The organism is Stenotrophomonas sp. 107298_Sma, assembly GCF_056480345.1.
In genome coordinates this window covers 4,603,701-4,619,895 of sequence record NZ_CM151094.1, presented here as the reverse complement: position 1 = coordinate 4,619,895, position 16,195 = coordinate 4,603,701, and the positions used below count along the sequence as shown (strand labels likewise).

Genomic DNA, 16,195 nt, shown 5'->3' with positions numbered 1-16,195 from the left:
GTGGCGCCGGAAGATCAGAGCCAGTCGCGCGGCACCAGGTAATCGGCCAGGCGTGCCTCGGCGCTGCCCGCTTCGGGGGCAAAGCCGTACTCCCAGCGCACCCGCGGCGGCAGGCTCATGAGGATGCTTTCGCTGCGGCCACCGCTCTGCAGCCCGAACAGGGTGCCGCGGTCATAGACCAGGTTGAACTCCACATAGCGGCCGCGACGGTACAGCTGGAACTCGCGTTCGCGCTCGCCGTAGGCGCTGTCCTTTCGCTGCTGCACGATCGGCAGGTAGGCATCCAGGAAGCCATCGCCGACCGCACGCAGATAGTCGAAATCGCGCTCGAAATCGCCGTGCAGGTCGTCGAAGAACAGGCCGCCGACGCCGCGCGTTTCATTGCGGTGGCGCAGGAAGAAATACTCGTCGCACCAGCGCTTGTGTGCGGCATAGCGCTCATCGCCGAACGGTGCGCACAGGTCGCGCGCGACCCGGTGCCAGTGCTGTACGTCCTCGTCGAACGGATAGAACGGGGTCAGGTCGAAGCCGCCGCCGAACCAGCTGGCCACCACTTCGCCGTCGCGCTGCGCCTGGAAGAAGCGCACGTTGGCATGGGTGGTCGGCACGTAGGGGTTGAGCGGGTGGAACACCAGCGACACGCCGGTGGCACGCCAGGAGGCGCCAGCCAGTTCCGGACGGTTGGCCGAGGCCGACGGCGGCAGGCGGCTGCCAGCCACGTCGGAGAAACCGATGCCGGCCTGTTCGAACACCGCACCGTCGCGCAGCACGCGGGTGCGCCCACCACCGCCCTCGGCACGCTGCCACAGGTCTTCCTGGAAGCGGGCCTGGCCATCGGCGGCCTCGATCGCCGCACAGATGCGGTCCTGCAGGTCGGTGAGGTAGGTGCGCACGCGCTCGAATTCGTTCATGGCGCGTACTTTACCGCAGGGCCCGCCCGAAGCTGCGGACAGGCCCTGGCGGGCTCAGCGCTTGCGGTTGGAGTTGCGCGGCGTCGGAGCGTTGTCCACAGCCGCCTCGTCAACCGCCTTCTGCAAGGCACCGCCCAGCGTGATCAGCTCCCAGTTCTGGGTGCCGAGCACGTCGCAGGCCACGTGCAGGCCGCTGCGGTCGGCCTTGCACAGTTGCTCCAGGGTTGCCCGTGCATCCACCTCCGCACCGTTGCCTTGCGCGGTGACCAGGTTCTCGCACCCTTCGCGGACGCCAGCCCGGCAGACCGTGGTGTAGTGCCCGGCGGCCTGCAGCCAGTTCCCGGACAGCGCAAGGCGGTTGCCGAGAATGTTGCAGCCCTGCAGCTTGCCCTGCGTGCAGCAGGCTTCGGCCCCGTCCTCGTTGGCCAGCGCCAGCGGGCAATCCTGTGGCAGTGGCAGCACCTTGAACTGCTTCGGCGCACTGCACCTGGTCGGGCCTTCACCGGTGGGGGTAAACACCTGGAAGCGGGTCCAGGTATCCAGGCCCAGCAGCTGGCCGCCCGGCAGCGGGCGCAGCACGAAGTCGCCGCCCCGGTCGTGGTGGATGCGGATGTCACCCTCTTCGACACGCGCACGAAGATGGCTGCCCCAGCCAACACCAACCAGGCCGGCATCACCGAAATCGAGCGTGTCCATCAGGCCGCCGTCGGCCCGGTAGTTGCCGCAGGGCAGGGCCGTTGCCGGTTGCGGCTGCAACGATGCACCCACCGCCTGCAATGCCGGCAGGCGCTCGCAGGTGGCGGTGTCATTGCCGGGGGGGCAGGCCGCAGCCAGGGCCTGCACTGCCTGCAGGGGATCTCCTGCCTCCCAGGACAGCTCAGCTACGCGGGTGCAGAAGCCGCCATGCGGTACCTCGCGGCATAGCCGCAACAGCTGTTGCCGCCGCTCAGCCGGAATGATCACCGGCACGGTCGGCGCCGTCATCGTCACCATGGCTTCGGTCATGGCGGCCGTCATCGCGGCCTTGACCAGCTGCTCCTGCACTGCAGGGTCGGCCTCGAGTGCGGCGGCACACGCCGGGGTTTCCTGTTCGAAGCCACCATCGTCACAGGCGGCGGGGAGTTTGATGCCAGACAGAGCGGCGTCGAGCGCTGCCTTTGCCAGGTCGGGATCGGCCTCGACCGTGGGTTTGGCCTCCTCCTGCCAACGATCAGCCAGTTGCAGGCACATGCCGGGCACACCTTCCCGGCACCCTGCTTCCAGCGCGGTCGGGGTCGCTTCGCGACGGTTGTCCAGGCACGCCGCCGCATCAGCCAGGCAGCCGCCTTCAGCCGGCATCGCTGCTGCGGCGCACTGTGCGGGGGCCTGCAGGGTGTAGACCGTGCCATCCACCTCGACCGTGCGGCCACGATCGCGCACCTGCAGCGTGCTGGGCAGGCCGTACTCCAGGTTCACCAGTTGCAGCTTTCCGTCGATCTGCTGGAACACGACCGGAGACGGCGCACTGCCGAAGTGCTTCTGCTCGCCACGGTTGGGTGCGCTGATGCGCAGCGTGCTGCTGCCTTCATCGGCCTTGAACAGGCCGCATTGCGGTGACTGTGCGGCGGCCATCGGCGCGGCCAGCAGCAACGCCCAGGCCAGCCAGCGGCGGCGCGGTGCGGGTGAATGCATGTCGTCTCCTTGACGATCTAACGGGAAACTCCCGGCGCTACGGCGAACCACGGCCCTCGCGCGGGGGCGTGCATTGTGCCGTGCCGGGCACGGGCTGGTAACGCTGGTAGGCCGTCTGGTTGTCCATGCCGAGCAGGTCGCCGTTGCCGAGCTGGCGCAGTACGAACGTTTCGCCGTTCTGTTGCAGCTGGACGGCGCCTTCGTGCAGGCGGGCCTGCGTGCCATCGCCGAAATCGAGCATGTCGATCACGCCACCGTCGGCCTGGTAGCGGCCACACGGCACATGTTGGAGCGTTACCAGGCGCAGGTCGGTGCCGAGTTCACGCAGCGGTGCGGTACGTTCGCAGGCACTGATGCGTCCAGCATCGCAGACCACCTGCAGGGCCTGCACCGCCAATGCAGGTTGCAGCGCGTCCAACTGTTGCGCGGCCACTTCCACGCAGAAGCGCCCACCACGGTGTTGCAGGCACAACTGCTGCAGGCGATCGCGTGCAGCAACGGGAAGAGGCGAAGCCAGTGTGTCCTCGTCTTCCTGTTGAAGGCGCTGGTCCACCCGCCACATCGCGGCGGCCAGTGCATCGTCGGTCATGACTTCACAGGCCTGCGGATCGTGCCCGGCCGTGTGTTCGTGGCACGGCGGCGGGCGCTCGAAGACCGTCGGGCCGGCGTCACCGGCTGCATCCGATGCGCTGCCATCACGCATCAACCGCAGCAACGTTGAGCAGCCGGAGCCTACGCCCTCGTCGCAGGCGCGCCGGGCCTGGCCGGGCGAGGCCGTTGGCAGTTGCGCCATGCAGTAGCTGCCAGCAGCGCGGCAGCTGCCAGCCACCGCGGTGGGCTCGCTGGCGCAGGCGCGGGACCGGCGCAGGGTGTAGGTCACCACCACGTTGTCTTCGATGCGCTGCCCATCGGCGCTGATCCGGATCGGCCCTGCCACGCCATCGTCGAGCATGACCAGGCGGGTCTGCGCCGCACTGCGATCGACCCACAGCGGCTCCGGCTCACCGATGCCGTTGTCGCGGTAACCGCTGCTGGGGGTGGTGAACACCAGTGCCATGCCGTCATCGATGCTGCGGTACTCGCCGCAGCGCAGGGCATCGGCGCTGGCAGGCAGCGCGGCCAGGAACAGCAGCGCGGGGAGAAGGTTCAACAGGCGCATGCGACGGTCCTTGTCGTGCGGGAAAGGAGTGTGGCTCAGTGGAAGCGCGAGCGGATGTCCGGCCGCAGCAGGCGCCAGGCCAGCCAGCCCTGCAGACCCAGGAACAGCACCGAAGTGCCGAGCAGGGTGAAGGTCATCATCCAGCGACGCGGCTGCAGCGATTGCTGCATGTCCGGTTCGTCGGCGAGCAGCACGATCATGTCACGCATGAACACGTCCAACCACCAGGTGATCGCGAAATTGGCCAGTGCGCTCAACAGCAGCATCACCACGAAGCTCCACAGGCCCCAGCGGCGCTCGCGCAGCAGCCCCCAGCTGGCCACGGCCGAGACCAGGCAGAGCAGTGCGGCGGTCATCGAGGCACCCACCGGGTGCGCCAGCAGCCAGTTCAGGCTGTGCATCTGCCGATGCTGTGCTTCACCCGCCAGCAGCTGCCAGAGTGGAACGTCGTGCAGCGGCCACACCAGCAGCCCCTGCAGCACGAAATAGCCGGTCAGCAGCACGGACAGCCAGAAGGACGCCTGGACCAGTGGCCGAATCCACGCGTGGTAGGGCGAAGGCTGCAATGAGGGCGGCGGGAGTGGCACTGACATCCGGTGTCCTTGCAATCGGTGCCCGCGCAATCAGCGGGCCGTCACCCGGGTGGCGACGGCCGGCAGGATATGGTGTTCGCTCAACGGTGCCAAGGGCAGGCCATGCGGCGGCTGCAACGGTACCCAGGCCAGTTCGGCGATCTCGGCGCGTGCCCGTGGCGTGCCGTCCACCTGCACCCACCACGCCTGTGCCTGCACGCGATGGCCGGGCTCGTTCACCGCCCAGTCCTCGAAGGTGCCCAGCGCGATGGCGGTCTCGGCGCACAGCTGCACACCGAGTTCTTCGTCCAGTTCGCGAGCCAGCGCCTGCAGTGGCGCTTCGCCGGGTTCGGGCTTGCCGCCCGGCTGGATGAAGCGGCTGGCGCCGTGCTTGCGCACCACCAGCGCCCGGCCGCGATCATCCAGGATGACCGCAGCCACGATATGGATCGTGGCCGCGGCGTTGCTCACTTCAGGTTCTGCTCGAACAGCTTGAGGATGCGCTTGTACTGGTCCAGCCAGGAATCGGCGCGCACGTAGCCGTGGCGCTCCAGCGGGTACGGTGCGATCGACCAGTTGTCCTTGTGCAGTTCGATCAGGCGCTGGGTGAGGTTCACCGAGTCCTGGAAGAATACGTTGTCATCCATCATGCCGTGGGCGATCAGCAGGTTGTCCTGCAGGTTCTGCGCGTACTCGATCGGCGACGACACGCGGTACGCCTCCGGATCGATGTCCGGGGTGTTGAGGATGTTGCTGGTATAGCCGTGGTTGTACTGGTGCCAGTCGACCACCGGGCGCAGCGCGGCGCCGGCCTTGAACGTGCCCGGCGAGCGGAACAGGGCCATGAAGGTCATGAAACCGCCGTAGGAACCACCGTAGATGCCGGCATGGTCACGGTCACCCTGCTGGGTGTCGACCAGCCAGTCCAGGCCGTCCTTGTAATCTTCCAGTTCCGGGTGGCCCATGTTGCGGTAGATCGCCGTACGCCAGTCGCGGCCGTAGCCCTCGCTGCCGCGGTAATCCATGTCCAGCACGATGTAGCCCTTCTGCACCAGCAGGTTGTGGAACATCTGCTCGCGGAAGTAGGCCGGGTAGCGCTGGTGCACGTTCTGCAGGTAGCCGGCGCCGTGCACGAACATGACGATCGGATACTTCCTGCCGGGTTCCTTGTTCTCGGGCTCGTAGTACTTGGCCCAGACCACGCCGGCACCGTGCTTGGACGGCACCGCCACCAGCTTCGGCTGGATCCACTGGCGTGCCTTGTAGTCGGCAGTGCGGGTGTCGGTCAGCACGCGGGCTTGGCCACCGGTGCTCGGCAGCACGGCCAGCTGCGGCGGCAGGTAGGCGCCGGAGTAGCGCACCAGCAGCTGCTGGCCGTCCGGCGACAGCGAGAAGTCTTCCACGCCGTTGAGGCTGGTCAGCTCGCGCACCTGGCGGCTGCCGGTGTCGACCGCGCAGACTTCGTAGTCATGCGGTGCCTGCTGGTTGCACAGGAAATAGAAGCCCTTGCCATCGGCCGACGGCACCGGCGCCGAGGTTTCCCACTTGCCGCTGGTCAGCGCCTGCGGCTTGGCCGTGCCGGCCTGGGTGTACAGGTGCGAGAAGCCCGATTCCTCCGACAGCAGCCAAAGCGTGCGGCCATCGGCCATCCAGCCGAAATCGTTGAATCCCCAGTTGATCCAGCCGTTGTCGGTCAGGCGATGACGGTTCTGCACGCGGCCATCGGCGGCGTTGATGCTGACGATCCAGCGGTCCTTGTTGTCGTTGGCGCGCAGCATCACCGCGGCCTGTTGGCCATCGGGGCTCCAGCGGATGCCACCGCCCATGAAGTCGCTCATCACCTGCACGCTGCGGTCGCCCTTCAGCGCATCCTTGCCGGCCTTGCGGCGCAGCTCGGCCAGCGGGTCGGTGGCGATGCCGGGCAGGCTGGACAGCGAGACCTTCTCGGCCTTGCCGGTGCGCACGTCCACATACCACAGGGTGTGCGGTTCGAAGCCGTTGCGACCGACGCGGGTGCGGGTGTCCTCGGTTTCCTCGTAGCCTGATTCGGTCACGTACAGCGGCATCTTGCCGCCACGGCCGTCGTCGAAGTCCTTCGGCTTGGTCACCACGATCAGGTGGGTCAGGTCCGGCGACAGCACGCTGTCACCGATCTCCACGTCGGCACCCAGGTACACCGGACCCGGCGCGCGGGTCGGGTCGGCCTGGCGCCAGCGCTGGTCCTGGTCCTTCAGCGCTTCGCGCTGGTCACGGTCGCGGCGCAGGGTTTCCAGCGTGCGCAGCTGCTGGTCGCGCAGCACATCGGCCTTCGGCGCCGTACGCGGATCCTTCTCGGCCTTCAGGCTGGCCACCTGCTGCACGCCGCTGGCGGCGGTCCAGTGGAACCAGTTCTGGCCCACCCGCCAGATCACGCCATTGTCGGCGGCGAAGTTCACGTTGCCCGCGCGCTCGTTGCTGCGGGTCAGCTGGGTCAGCGCGCCGCTGCGCAGGTCGCGCACGAACACGTCGCCATTGCGCACGAAGGCGCTGCGGCTGCGGCTGCGGTCGTAGACCGGCTCGGCCACGTCGAGGGTGCCGCGCTGGTCATCGGCCACCTGCGCGGCCACGCCACCGGCCACCGGCTGGCGGAAGGTGTCGCGCACCGGGCTGCCGTTGCGCTTGAGCTGGTATTCCACCTGCTGGCTGTTCCACGACCACCAGGCCTTCTCGACCGGCGGACCGATCCAGTCCGGGTCGGCCATGGCCTGTTCGATGGTGATCGGCGTCGGCGCGGCATGCGCAGCCGGTGCGGCCAGCACGGCCGACAGTAGGAGGGACAGGGGCAGCACTCGGGACATGGGCGGACGGCACCAGTAGAGGAAACCGGGCAAGGGTAGCAGCCGCCCGGGCCGGGGGAGGGGGCCACAGGTCATGGCAGCGGGATTGGCAAAGTGGTGCAACCGGTTGCCAGGGTTGCGCATCCATCCTTCTGAACCCGCATCATCCACCGAACAGGAGCCCGACCATGCAGGAACTGATCCCGATCACCCTCTTCATCTGCATCGCCTATGCGATCCACGCCATTGCCGATGCCCGCGCCCGCAGCAAGCTGGTAGCCCCGCACGTGCCGGAGGAAGTGATCCGCTCGCTGGCCGTGCTGGAAGAAGAACGCCGCCGCCAGGGTGCGCTGCGCTGGGGCATCAGCCTGGTCTGCCTGGCGCTGGCCATGGCCCTGCTGGAAGTCATCGGTGCGCGTGACCTGACCTTCGGTGCCGCCGCCGCGCTGGTCGGCAGTGCCGGCCTCGGCCAGCTGCTGGCCTGGCACTTCACCCGTCCCGCCGCGCGCAAGGGCTGAGGCAGGCATGCCAAGGGCACAGGGGGCGCCCCGCGCATGAGCCTGCTGGGTGAAGCGCTGTCGGCACTGCGGGGCCGTCGTCGCCACGATGCAGCGGCGACGGCGACACCCGCCGCACCGCTGGACGCGGACCAGGCCCTGGTGCGGGCGATAATCGATGGTTCGCAGGCGGCGTTTTCGCAACTGGTCGAGACCCACCAGCGCACCTGCGCGCATGTGATCGGGCGCATGGTGGGCGACCGCGATCAGGTGGCCGACCTGCTGCAGGAGACCTTCCTGGCCGTGTTCCGCCAGCTGCACCGCTTTCGTTTTGAATCCTCGCTGCGCACCTGGGTTTCCCGGGTGGCCTACACCACCGCGCTGCAGCACCTGCGCCGGCGCCGGCTGGAGGCGCAATGGATGGTGGCGGTGGAGGTGCCGGAGGAACTGGGCATTGGCGATGAAGGGCCGGGGCCGGGTGAATTGAGCGAGGCGCTGCAGGCCGGTCGTCATCTTGGCGTGGCGCTGGAGCGGCTGAGTGCACCGCAACGATTGATTGTCGGCCTGCACTACCTGGAGGACTTCGACCTGGCCGAGATCGAGCAGGTGACCGGACTGGCACGCGGTACCATCAAGAGCCACCTGCACCGCGCGCGCCAGGTCCTGAAGCAGGAACTGACGCGGCATGCCTCCGCCGGAGAACTGCTGTGACCCAATCGACCGACCCTCGTGACGCGGAAGAACGCGCACTGGCACAGGCGTTGCGTGAGCAGGCGCGGCAGGAAGAAACGCCGGATGTGAGCGAAGCGCTGCAGAAGCGCATTGCCGTTGAGTCGCGCGACAGTGGCGTGGGTTATGTGGTGGTGCAGGTGCTGTTGCTGGGGGCGTTGGTGGCGGCGGCTGTCTGGTGTTTCTGGGTCTAGAGAAACGCTGACGCCTGCACCTGCTTCTGGACGCTTCTTCCTCCAACACCCGATCAGATGGCCAGGCATCGGGTGTCATCTGCAAATCGACAGTTGGCCTTCCCCGTCAGATTCCGTCACGACGGTCTCGTCGTCAGTGGCCGTGGTTCTATCCAGGACCTACGAGCTGCGCGTGTTTCCTGAGGAAAGTTGCAAATTCCATATCTCCACTTGAGGCGGCGTTTCACAATCAGAGATTCTCAACCATCAGCTTCCAAGGGGATGGAGTGAGAATCACATGGACAGGTGCGCGAGTAAGCCAATGCCGGATGCAGTTGGATGATGCTCTATTACATCCAGCTTTCGCTTGTCCGATTCAAGCAGCGAATCGGCACTCATCTGGCAATCGCTCTTATGTTGGGTGCAGGGGTAGGGATCACCACCGTGATGCTTTCCATTGTTCTCCAGGCATCGTCCGATCCCGCACCAGGCCGGAGCTCGGCATTGTTCCGCCCGTACCTTGACGCGCGTCCAGATGCACTGCGCAGTGGCTCTCCGGATCCTGGTCAGGCACTGACCTGGCCGGACGCGAAGGCGCTTCTGAATCAAGGCCGGACGTGGAAACAGGCAGCAATGGCAGGGGGGGCGGTGACGCTCTCCCGGCCGGGAGAGTCCAGCGCAAGACTGCGCGCCAGGTTCGCCACGTCCGAAGTCTTCAGTGTCCTTGGCATTGCCGTCGTTCAAGGGCGGGCATGGACTACCGAGGAGGGACATGCTGCGAGTCGAATGGTGGTCCTGTCGCGTGCGCTCGCCCAGCGTGAATGTGCACAGGATTGCATTGGTCATCCGTTGGAACTGGGCAGACGCACCTATACCGTTGTGGGTGTCGCAGAGGATTGGCATCCGGTGCCGATGTTTCAGGGAGATCTCACGCGCCGGCCGTTTGTGGAGCCTGACGAGATCTACCTGCCAGTTGAAACCGCAATCGCGGACAAGTTGACTGTTGTGGACGGGACGGCGATCTGGGGGGGTGACCAGGACACGGATCTTGCAGGGGGCAACGTTTCATGGCTTCAACTGTGGGCGTGGCTGCCTACCGCAGATGATGTCGCCGCCTACCGCGCGAGTCTGAACGCCTATGCGCAGGCAAAGGGCCTTCGGATCGAACCAGACACGCAGCAGGTGGCACTCTGGCCGTTGATGGATTGGCTGGACAGGCTGGGATTGGTTCCGGAGCGGGCCAGGATGCAGCTTCGGCTGTCACTGATCCTTCTCGGTGTGTGCGTCGTCAACGCGGCGGCACTGCTGAGCTTCAGTCTGGGGCGCCGTAGGCGGGAGCTTGCGATACGACGTGCGCTGGGAGCGCGACGCCGAGACGTGTTCGTCCAGCTCATGTGGGAATCCATCGCGGCGGGAGTCGCAAGCAGTGCACTCGCTGTCGTCACCTATGCGCTGGGAATCCGGGTGGTTGCTGCGGGAGACGTTCTGCCCAGCGCGATAACAGCGATGCATGCTGGGGCAATGCTGATGGCGGCTGCCCTGGGAGTCGTCACGACGTTGCTCTGCTCATTGGTCCCATCGTTTGAAATCTGCAGGGTCAGCTCACTGTCGAGTGCCTTCGCGAAGGGGGCTGCCTGAAATGTTCGAATCAATGAGGGAGACCCGACGACATCTGGGAAGCGCCGCATTGCTTGCAGTGCAGGCTGCGCTTGCAAGCCTGGCATGTGCGTTCGCACTGCAATCGGCGCTGGACAGCTTCGCCAGATTGAACACCGGGAGCATCCAGGAGGCAGTATCGATTGGTGTGGTCAGGGTCTCGGATGTCGAAGAAGGCGCGGATGCTGCAGTGCTGCGGGCAGACCTGTCCGCGATCCGGCTGCCCGGTGTTCAGGACACGGTTGTGAGCGACGCTGTTCCGTTCGGGGGAAGAGCCCATCGATACGGCGTGTGCACCAGCGAGTCGGCCATGACGTACTCGATGAACGCGGGTACGACAGACGTTGCTGGATGTGATCGCATTCCCGTGGCAACTGCCAGCTCTGGCTTGCTGGCGATGCTGGGCGCGGGAATCGTCCTGGGGCGGGATGCCACAGAGGACGACATGGCTGAAGGTGCTCCGGTAGTGCTGATCAGTGAAGCGCTGGCTGCCCGTCTGTTCGGAACGGAGAGTGCTGTTGGCCGCCACCTGTATTTCGGCCCCGGCAGCAGCCGGATCATCGTGGGTGTATTTGCGTCTGTTGCTGGACCGGCACCAGGAGGCAATGAGCGGGACTCGCAGTGGGCGCTGCTTCCGGGCCTTCCCATGGGCGCCAGTCGCTATTATCTGGCGAAGTGGAAGTCGGAGGTTGATCGTTCATCGCTTGATCGCACTGTCGATGCGCTGCAGCGGCCGTATCGGATCGTGAATTCGACCGGTGTCGAGACGCTGGCGGGATATCGCGACGCCTACGTCAAAGCTGATCGCTTCGCTACGACCGTGCTCGCGGTCATGACGGCCGTTGTTCTCGGTGTGCTGATGGCCGGAGTTTCCGGTGTCGTAGGCGCCTGGCTTGATCGGCGCCGGCACTCCATTGGGGTTCGACGGACACTGGGTGCTCGCGGCTCCGTGATCTTTGCCGAAATCATGTTCGAAGTTTCACTGTTCACCACACTGGGCGCCCTGCTCGGCGCGTCGTCGTTGCAGTGGATAGGGCCGCCACAGGATGGCATCACAGATTCACTGTGGTTCTCGATATCGATCGCTGTCGTGCTGGTGATGGCGGCCTGCTTGATTGCACTGGTACCCAGGGCCCTGCGAATCGCCAAGGAGCCGCCCTTGACCTTGCTGAAGCCCCTGTAGCCCATTCATCCTGTCATCCAGCTTCCCTGCGACAAAGTGAAGCAGCGCGTCACCCGGTCGCATCCCGTTTTAACAATATCCACCTAAAGTGGTGCGGTATCCCACCGGCACCTGGCAGGAGGCGTCCCTTGGACGCGTTGTTGTTGTCGCGGATCCAGTTCGGATTCGTCATCAGTTTCCACGTACTGTTCCCCGCCTTCACCATCGGTACGGCCAGCTGGCTGGCCTTCATCGAATGGCGGTGGCTGCGCACGAAATTGCCCGTGTGGCGCGAACTGTATTTCTTCTGGCAGAAGATCTTCGCAGTGTCGTTCGGCATGGGCGTGGTCAGCGGCATCGTCATGGCCTTCCAGTTCGGCACCAACTGGCCGAGGCTGAGCGAGGTCGCTGGCACGGTCATCGGCCCGCTGCTGACCTATGAAGTGCTGACCGCCTTCTTCCTCGAAGCCAGCTTCCTCGGCGTGATGATGTTCGGCTGGGGCCGGGTCTCGCCGCGCCTGCATTTCCTGTCCACCTGCATGGTGGCGCTGGGCACGCTGTTCTCCACGTTCTGGATCCTGTCGTCCAACAGCTGGCTGCATACCCCGGCCGGCTACGAGATGGTCAATGGCATCGTGCATCCGGTGGACTGGTGGCAGGTGGTGTTCAACCCCTCGTTCCCGTACCGCCTGGCCCACATGGCGCTGGGCTCGTTCATCACTACTTGTTTCGTGATTGGTGGCGTCGGCGCGTGGTACCTGCGCAAGGGCACGCACGTGGAAGCGGGTCGGCGCATGCTGATCGCGGCGGTGGCGTTCGCGGCGCTGACCGTACCGGTGCAGATTTTCGTCGGCGACATGCATGGCCTGAACACGCTCAAGCATCAGCCGATGAAGATCGCGGCGATGGAGGCGCACTGGCATGAAACCAAGGAAGGCGAGGGCGTGCCGCTGGTGGTGTTCGCGCTGCCGAACGAGAAGGAAGAGCGCAACGACTTCGAAGTGGCCATTCCGAAGCTGGGCAGCGTGATCCTCACCCACAGCCTGGACGGCACCTTCGATCCGCTCACCTCGGTGCCGGCCAGCGAGCGCCCGCCGGTGACGCCGGTGTTCTTCGCCTTCCGCATCATGGTCGGGCTGGGTACGTTGATGCTGTTGCTGGCCTGGGTCTCGGCCTTCCAGCTCTGGCGGAAGAAGCTGCTGGACTCGCCGTGGCTGCTGCGCGGCTGGAACTGGATGCTGCCGAGCGGCTTCATCGCGCTGCTGTCGGGCTGGTTCGTCACCGAAATGGGGCGCCAGCCGTGGGTGGTCTATGGCGTTCTGCGCACCGCTGATGCGGTCGGCCCACAGAGCGCGTGGATGACCGCGCTGTCGCTGGGTGTCTACGTGGTCGGCTACGCATTCGTATTTGGCTGGGGCATCTGGTACCTGGTGAAGATCCTGCGCCATGGGCCGCAGCCGTATGCCGAGGGGCCGTCGCTGGACCATGGCAGCCATACCCCGGCACGTCCGTTGTCGGCCGCCGACGAACCGCTGGAGGAGCATTGAAATGGACCTGATGACCTGGCTGCCGGTGGCGTGGTTCGCGGTGATCGGCTTCGGCGTGCTGATGTACGTGGTGCTGGACGGCTTCGTGCTCGGCATCGGCATCCTCGCCCCGTTCGCCGAGGACGAGGAACAGCTGGACCTGATGATGAACACTGCCGCGCCGATCTGGGACGGCAACGAGACCTGGCTGGTGCTGGGCGGTGCCGGCCTGCTGGCGGCCTTCCCCAAGGCGTATGCGGTGCTGCTGTCGGCGCTGTACCTGCCGGTGCTGCTGCTGGTGGTGGCGCTGGTGTTCCGCGGCGTGGCGTTCGAATTCCGTTTCAAGGCGCATCGTTCGCGCCGACTGTGGAGTGTGGCGTTCGGCCTCGGTTCGCTGCTGGCGACCTTCGCCCAAGGCGTGATCCTGGGCACCCTGGTGCAGGGCATTCCGCTGGTGGATGGTGTCTACCAGGGCGGCGCGTTTGCCTGGTTCAGCCCCTTCGCGATGCTGACCGGTGCTGCACTGGTGGCTGGTTACGCGCTGCTCGGCAGCACGTGGCTGATCCTGAAGACCGAAGGGCGCGTGCAGGCGCTGGCGCGGCAGATGACCCGGCCACTGGTGGTGGCGGTGATCGCGGCGATGGGCCTGGTCAGCAGCTGGTTGCCGTTCCTCGATTCGCGCCTGATGGAACGCTGGTTCAGCGATGGCAATTTCTGGTGGCTGTCGCCGGTGCCGCTGCTGACCCTGGCGGTGGCTGCCGCGCTGTGGCGCAGTGCCACTCACCCGCGCCGCGACCTGCCGCCGTTCCTGCTCAGCCTGGCCCTGTTCGTGCTCGGCTTCCTTGGCCTGGTGCTGGGCATGTGGCCGTACCTGCTGCCGCCGTCGATGACGCTGTGGCAGGCCGCCGCGCCGGCGTCTTCGCTGGGCTTCACGCTGGTTGGGCTGGTCATATTGCTGCCAGTCATCCTCGGCTATACAGCGTGGTCCTACCGGGTATTCCGCGGCAAAGTGCACGCCGACGCGGGCTACCACTGAGAATCCTGCGCGGGAACTGCGGCTGGCAGTTCCCGCGTTGTTGTTTGTGAAGACTGCATTCCCTGCGTTGGACGTGATAGCGTGCGCTCCTTTCCGGCAGCCAAGGGGGTAGCCGGCAACGTCCTGGACGGACGCACGGCTGCAGGAAGGGGGAGCCGCGCGTCGCCTTGAGTGGCCCGTGCCTATCGTTCCCCCAGTGAAACACCACCGCTAGATGATTGAATTCTCCGTCGTCGACTGGGCCGCCTGGGCGCCTGGCCTGACCGAGCGCAGCCAATGGCTGCGCTGGGCCGATGTGCCGTTCCTGCCCGTGGGCGAGGGCGCGCCAGCGCTCACCGAAGTCCCGGCGATGCAGCGTCGGCGTATCGAACGGCTGGGCCGGATGGCGATCCAGGCCGCATGCTGGTGCGAGGACGCGCAGGGTGCCGACAGCCAGGTGCCGCTGGTGTTCGCCAGCCGCCATGGCGACGTGGCGCGCTCGATGGATCTGCTGGCATCGCTGGCAAGCGGAGAACCCATGTCGCCCACGACCTTCGGGCTGTCTGTGCACAACGCCATTGCAGCGCTGTACTCGATTGCCCGCGGTCACCGGGGCAACTACCTGGCGTTGGCCGCGGGCCAGGCCACGGCAGAAGCCGCCTGCCTGGAAGCGGTCGGGCTGCTGGCCGACGGCGCCCGTGAGGTGCGTGTGGTGGTGTACGAATCGCCCCTGCCGGGCATATACGCGCCGTTCGCCGACGAACCCGACGTGTTCTTCGCATGGTGCTGGCGTCTCACCCAGCCTCGCGAAGGCTGCCCGACCCTGTCATTGCGCTGGGAGCCGGCGAGTGCCGCCGAGGGGGTGCCGGGCCATCTGCCGCACGCACTGGACCTGCACCGCTTCCTGTTGTCGGGAATGCCGGCGCTTGAGCATGTAACGCAGGGACAACGCTGGTCCTGGGGCCGCCGTGGCTGAGAGGCTGCGCCGCCTCGATCATGCGTGGCGTGTGTTCGGCACGGCGCTGTGCTTTCTTGCTTTTGGCCTGGGCGGGCTGGTGCTGGGAACGGTGGTAATGCCGCTGCTGCTGTTGATGCGCAACCCACTCGCGCGCCGCCGCCGTGCCCGCCGTCTGGTCCAGCTCGCCTTTGCCGGCCAGCTGCGGCTGATGCGCAGCCTGGGTGTGATGACCTGCGAGATCGAAGGGCGCGAACGCCTGCAGCGCGACGGTCTGTTGGTGCTGGCCAACCATCCAACGCTCATCGATGTGGTCTGCCTTGTGTCACTGCTGCCCAACGCGGAGTGCGTGGTCAAGCGCGCGGTGGCCAGCAACCCGTTCATGCGCGGTGCGGTGCGGGCCGCCGGCTACATTGCCAACGACGATGGGCCCGGCCTGGTCGATGACTGCGTGAAGGCGGTCCGTGCGGGTGGCAGCCTGGTCATCTTTCCGGAGGGCACCCGCAGCGTGCCCGGGCAGCCACTGCGGCTGCAGCGCGGCGCCGCCAACATCGCCGTCCGCGGCCGTCTGGACATCACGCCGGTGCGGATCACCTGTACGCCGCCAGCCCTGGCCAAAGGGCAGAAGTGGTATCGTATTCCCTCACGTTGCTTTCACGTTCGGCTGCAGATCGGCGAAGATATCCCGATCTCGCCATTTCTGGTCGAAGAGGACTCGCCAGGAGGGAATGCCCTGGCGGCACGTCGCGTCACCGAGCACCTTTCCCGTTACTTCGACCTGTCTGGAGACCCCACCCGTGCAAGCACTTGAGCACGAGATCAAGGTATTGATCATTTCCTCGCTTTCACTGGAGGACATCACGCCGGAGGATATCGATCCGGTTGCGCCGCTGTTCGTCGAGGGCCTTGGCCTGGATTCGATCGATGCGCTGGAACTGGGCCTGGCGCTGCAGAAGAAGTACGGTGTGAGCCTGTCATCCGACTCGGAAGAGACCCGCCGCCATTTTTCCAGTGTGCGCGCGCTTGGCGAGTTCGTCGCCGCCCATCGGTCGTAACCGGTGCCAGGAACTGCCATGACCAAGAATGAACTGTTCGATCGCATCGTTTCCATCCTCACCGACAGCTTCGAGATCGAACCGGCCCGGGTCACGCCCCAGGCCCGCCTGTACGACGATCTGGACATCGACAGCATCGATGCGGTCGATCTGATCGTCCAGCTCAAGCCGCTGCTGGGTCGCAACCTGCAGCCGGAAGCATTCAAGGCCGTGCGTACGGTGCAGGACATCGTCGATGTGACGCATGGCCTGCTGCCGGACCAGGCGGCCGCCTGACCGCAGCGCGGGCGTCGTTCCC

General features: G+C 66.1%; 17 protein-coding genes. 11 read left to right on the top strand and 6 right to left on the bottom strand.

What is annotated here, in order from left to right; translation table 11 throughout:
• Positions 1 to 14: 14 nt before the first annotated feature.
• Genes hemF through ACZK2G_RS21300 form a run of 6 tightly spaced genes read right to left on the bottom strand, consistent with a single transcriptional unit; the run spans position 15 to position 7,150 of the window.
• Entirely contained in the window at positions 15 to 911 is an 897-nt protein-coding gene (hemF, locus tag ACZK2G_RS21325; protein ID WP_478474305.1) for an oxygen-dependent coproporphyrinogen oxidase, read from the bottom strand.
• Between the two features lie 54 nt (positions 912 to 965).
• Positions 966 to 2,582, bottom strand: coding sequence for a hypothetical protein (locus ACZK2G_RS21320; RefSeq protein WP_046983461.1), 1,617 nt, complete (start codon positions 2,580 to 2,582; stop codon positions 966 to 968).
• Positions 2,583 to 2,619: 37 nt separating this feature from the next.
• Entirely contained in the window at positions 2,620 to 3,741 is a 1,122-nt protein-coding gene (locus ACZK2G_RS21315; RefSeq protein ID WP_478474303.1) for a hypothetical protein, read from the bottom strand.
• A gap of 35 nt (positions 3,742 to 3,776) precedes the next feature.
• Positions 3,777 to 4,334 (bottom strand): hypothetical protein, encoded by a 558-nt coding sequence (locus tag ACZK2G_RS21310; RefSeq protein WP_253078569.1) that lies wholly within the window; start codon positions 4,332 to 4,334, stop codon positions 3,777 to 3,779.
• 30 nt (positions 4,335 to 4,364) lie between these two features.
• Positions 4,365 to 4,784, bottom strand: coding sequence for an NUDIX hydrolase (locus tag ACZK2G_RS21305; protein ID WP_478474302.1), 420 nt, complete (start codon positions 4,782 to 4,784; stop codon positions 4,365 to 4,367).
• Complete coding sequence (locus ACZK2G_RS21300; RefSeq protein WP_046983465.1) at positions 4,781 to 7,150, bottom strand: S9 family peptidase; 2,370 nt, start codon at positions 7,148 to 7,150, stop codon at positions 4,781 to 4,783. Before ACZK2G_RS21300 ends, ACZK2G_RS21305 begins: the two co-directional genes overlap by 4 nt.
• 167 nt (positions 7,151 to 7,317) lie before the next feature.
• On the opposite strand from ACZK2G_RS21300, the gene ACZK2G_RS21295 reads away from it, so the two are divergent.
• From ACZK2G_RS21295 to ACZK2G_RS21245, 11 genes are all read left to right on the top strand, one after another.
• The gene (locus ACZK2G_RS21295; RefSeq protein ID WP_053451142.1) at positions 7,318 to 7,647 is read left to right on the top strand and encodes a hypothetical protein; all 330 of its coding nucleotides are present in this window, start codon (positions 7,318 to 7,320) and stop codon (positions 7,645 to 7,647) included.
• Positions 7,648 to 7,683: 36 nt separating this feature from the next.
• Positions 7,684 to 8,337 carry an RNA polymerase sigma factor gene (locus tag ACZK2G_RS21290; RefSeq protein ID WP_478474301.1) on the top strand — a complete coding sequence of 218 codons (654 nt, stop codon included), beginning with the start codon at positions 7,684 to 7,686 and terminating at the stop codon, positions 8,335 to 8,337.
• A complete protein-coding gene (locus tag ACZK2G_RS21285) occupies positions 8,334 to 8,549 on the top strand; it encodes a hypothetical protein (RefSeq protein WP_478474299.1) in 216 nt (71 codons plus the stop codon). Before ACZK2G_RS21290 ends, ACZK2G_RS21285 begins: the two co-directional genes overlap by 4 nt.
• A gap of 321 nt (positions 8,550 to 8,870) precedes the next feature.
• Complete coding sequence (locus tag ACZK2G_RS21280; RefSeq protein WP_478474298.1) at positions 8,871 to 10,166, top strand: ABC transporter permease; 1,296 nt, start codon at positions 8,871 to 8,873, stop codon at positions 10,164 to 10,166.
• A gap of 13 nt (positions 10,167 to 10,179) precedes the next feature.
• A complete protein-coding gene (locus ACZK2G_RS21275) occupies positions 10,180 to 11,367 on the top strand; it encodes an ABC transporter permease (protein WP_478474296.1) in 1,188 nt (395 codons plus the stop codon).
• A 128-nt stretch (positions 11,368 to 11,495) separates the two neighbouring features.
• The gene (locus ACZK2G_RS21270; RefSeq protein WP_046983471.1) at positions 11,496 to 12,893 is read left to right on the top strand and encodes a cytochrome ubiquinol oxidase subunit I; all 1,398 of its coding nucleotides are present in this window, start codon (positions 11,496 to 11,498) and stop codon (positions 12,891 to 12,893) included.
• A gap of 1 nt (position 12,894) precedes the next feature.
• Positions 12,895 to 13,908 carry a cytochrome d ubiquinol oxidase subunit II gene (gene cydB, locus ACZK2G_RS21265; RefSeq protein WP_046983472.1) on the top strand — a complete coding sequence of 338 codons (1,014 nt, stop codon included), beginning with the start codon at positions 12,895 to 12,897 and terminating at the stop codon, positions 13,906 to 13,908.
• Between the two features lie 214 nt (positions 13,909 to 14,122).
• Positions 14,123 to 14,863, top strand: a complete 741-nt coding sequence (locus ACZK2G_RS21260) for a beta-ketoacyl synthase chain length factor (protein ID WP_046983473.1) — start codon at positions 14,123 to 14,125, stop codon at positions 14,861 to 14,863.
• Positions 14,856 to 15,653: a lysophospholipid acyltransferase family protein gene (locus tag ACZK2G_RS21255; RefSeq protein ID WP_478474294.1), complete on the top strand. Its 798-nt coding sequence runs from the start codon at positions 14,856 to 14,858 to the stop codon at positions 15,651 to 15,653. Before ACZK2G_RS21260 ends, ACZK2G_RS21255 begins: the two co-directional genes overlap by 8 nt.
• Positions 15,640 to 15,897: a phosphopantetheine-binding protein gene (locus tag ACZK2G_RS21250; protein WP_046983475.1), complete on the top strand. Its 258-nt coding sequence runs from the start codon at positions 15,640 to 15,642 to the stop codon at positions 15,895 to 15,897. The genes ACZK2G_RS21255 and ACZK2G_RS21250 overlap by 14 nt, the downstream gene beginning before the upstream one ends.
• 18 nt (positions 15,898 to 15,915) lie before the next feature.
• A complete protein-coding gene (locus tag ACZK2G_RS21245) occupies positions 15,916 to 16,173 on the top strand; it encodes an acyl carrier protein (RefSeq protein WP_046983476.1) in 258 nt (85 codons plus the stop codon).
• Positions 16,174 to 16,195: the final 22 nt, after the last annotated feature.

What these genes read in the sequence shown, in the direction of transcription:
- hemF (WP_478474305.1), bottom strand. Translation starts at nt 911, where the DNA reads ATGAACGAATTCGAGCGCGTGCGCACCTACCTCACCGACCTGCAGGAC.
- ACZK2G_RS21320 (WP_046983461.1), bottom strand. Translation starts at nt 2,582, where the DNA reads ATGCATTCACCCGCACCGCGCCGCCGCTGGCTGGCCTGGGCGTTGCTG.
- ACZK2G_RS21315 (WP_478474303.1), bottom strand. Translation starts at nt 3,741, where the DNA reads ATGCGCCTGTTGAACCTTCTCCCCGCGCTGCTGTTCCTGGCCGCGCTG.
- ACZK2G_RS21310 (WP_253078569.1), bottom strand. Translation starts at nt 4,334, where the DNA reads ATGTCAGTGCCACTCCCGCCGCCCTCATTGCAGCCTTCGCCCTACCAC.
- ACZK2G_RS21300 (WP_046983465.1), bottom strand. Translation starts at nt 7,150, where the DNA reads ATGTCCCGAGTGCTGCCCCTGTCCCTCCTACTGTCGGCCGTGCTGGCC.
- ACZK2G_RS21295 (WP_053451142.1), top strand. Translation starts at nt 7,318, where the DNA reads ATGCAGGAACTGATCCCGATCACCCTCTTCATCTGCATCGCCTATGCG.
- ACZK2G_RS21290 (WP_478474301.1), top strand. Translation starts at nt 7,684, where the DNA reads ATGAGCCTGCTGGGTGAAGCGCTGTCGGCACTGCGGGGCCGTCGTCGC.
- ACZK2G_RS21280 (WP_478474298.1), top strand. Translation starts at nt 8,871, where the DNA reads ATGCTCTATTACATCCAGCTTTCGCTTGTCCGATTCAAGCAGCGAATC.
- ACZK2G_RS21275 (WP_478474296.1), top strand. Translation starts at nt 10,180, where the DNA reads ATGAGGGAGACCCGACGACATCTGGGAAGCGCCGCATTGCTTGCAGTG.
- cydB (WP_046983472.1), top strand. Translation starts at nt 12,895, where the DNA reads ATGGACCTGATGACCTGGCTGCCGGTGGCGTGGTTCGCGGTGATCGGC.
- ACZK2G_RS21260 (WP_046983473.1), top strand. Translation starts at nt 14,123, where the DNA reads ATGATTGAATTCTCCGTCGTCGACTGGGCCGCCTGGGCGCCTGGCCTG.
- ACZK2G_RS21245 (WP_046983476.1), top strand. Translation starts at nt 15,916, where the DNA reads ATGACCAAGAATGAACTGTTCGATCGCATCGTTTCCATCCTCACCGAC.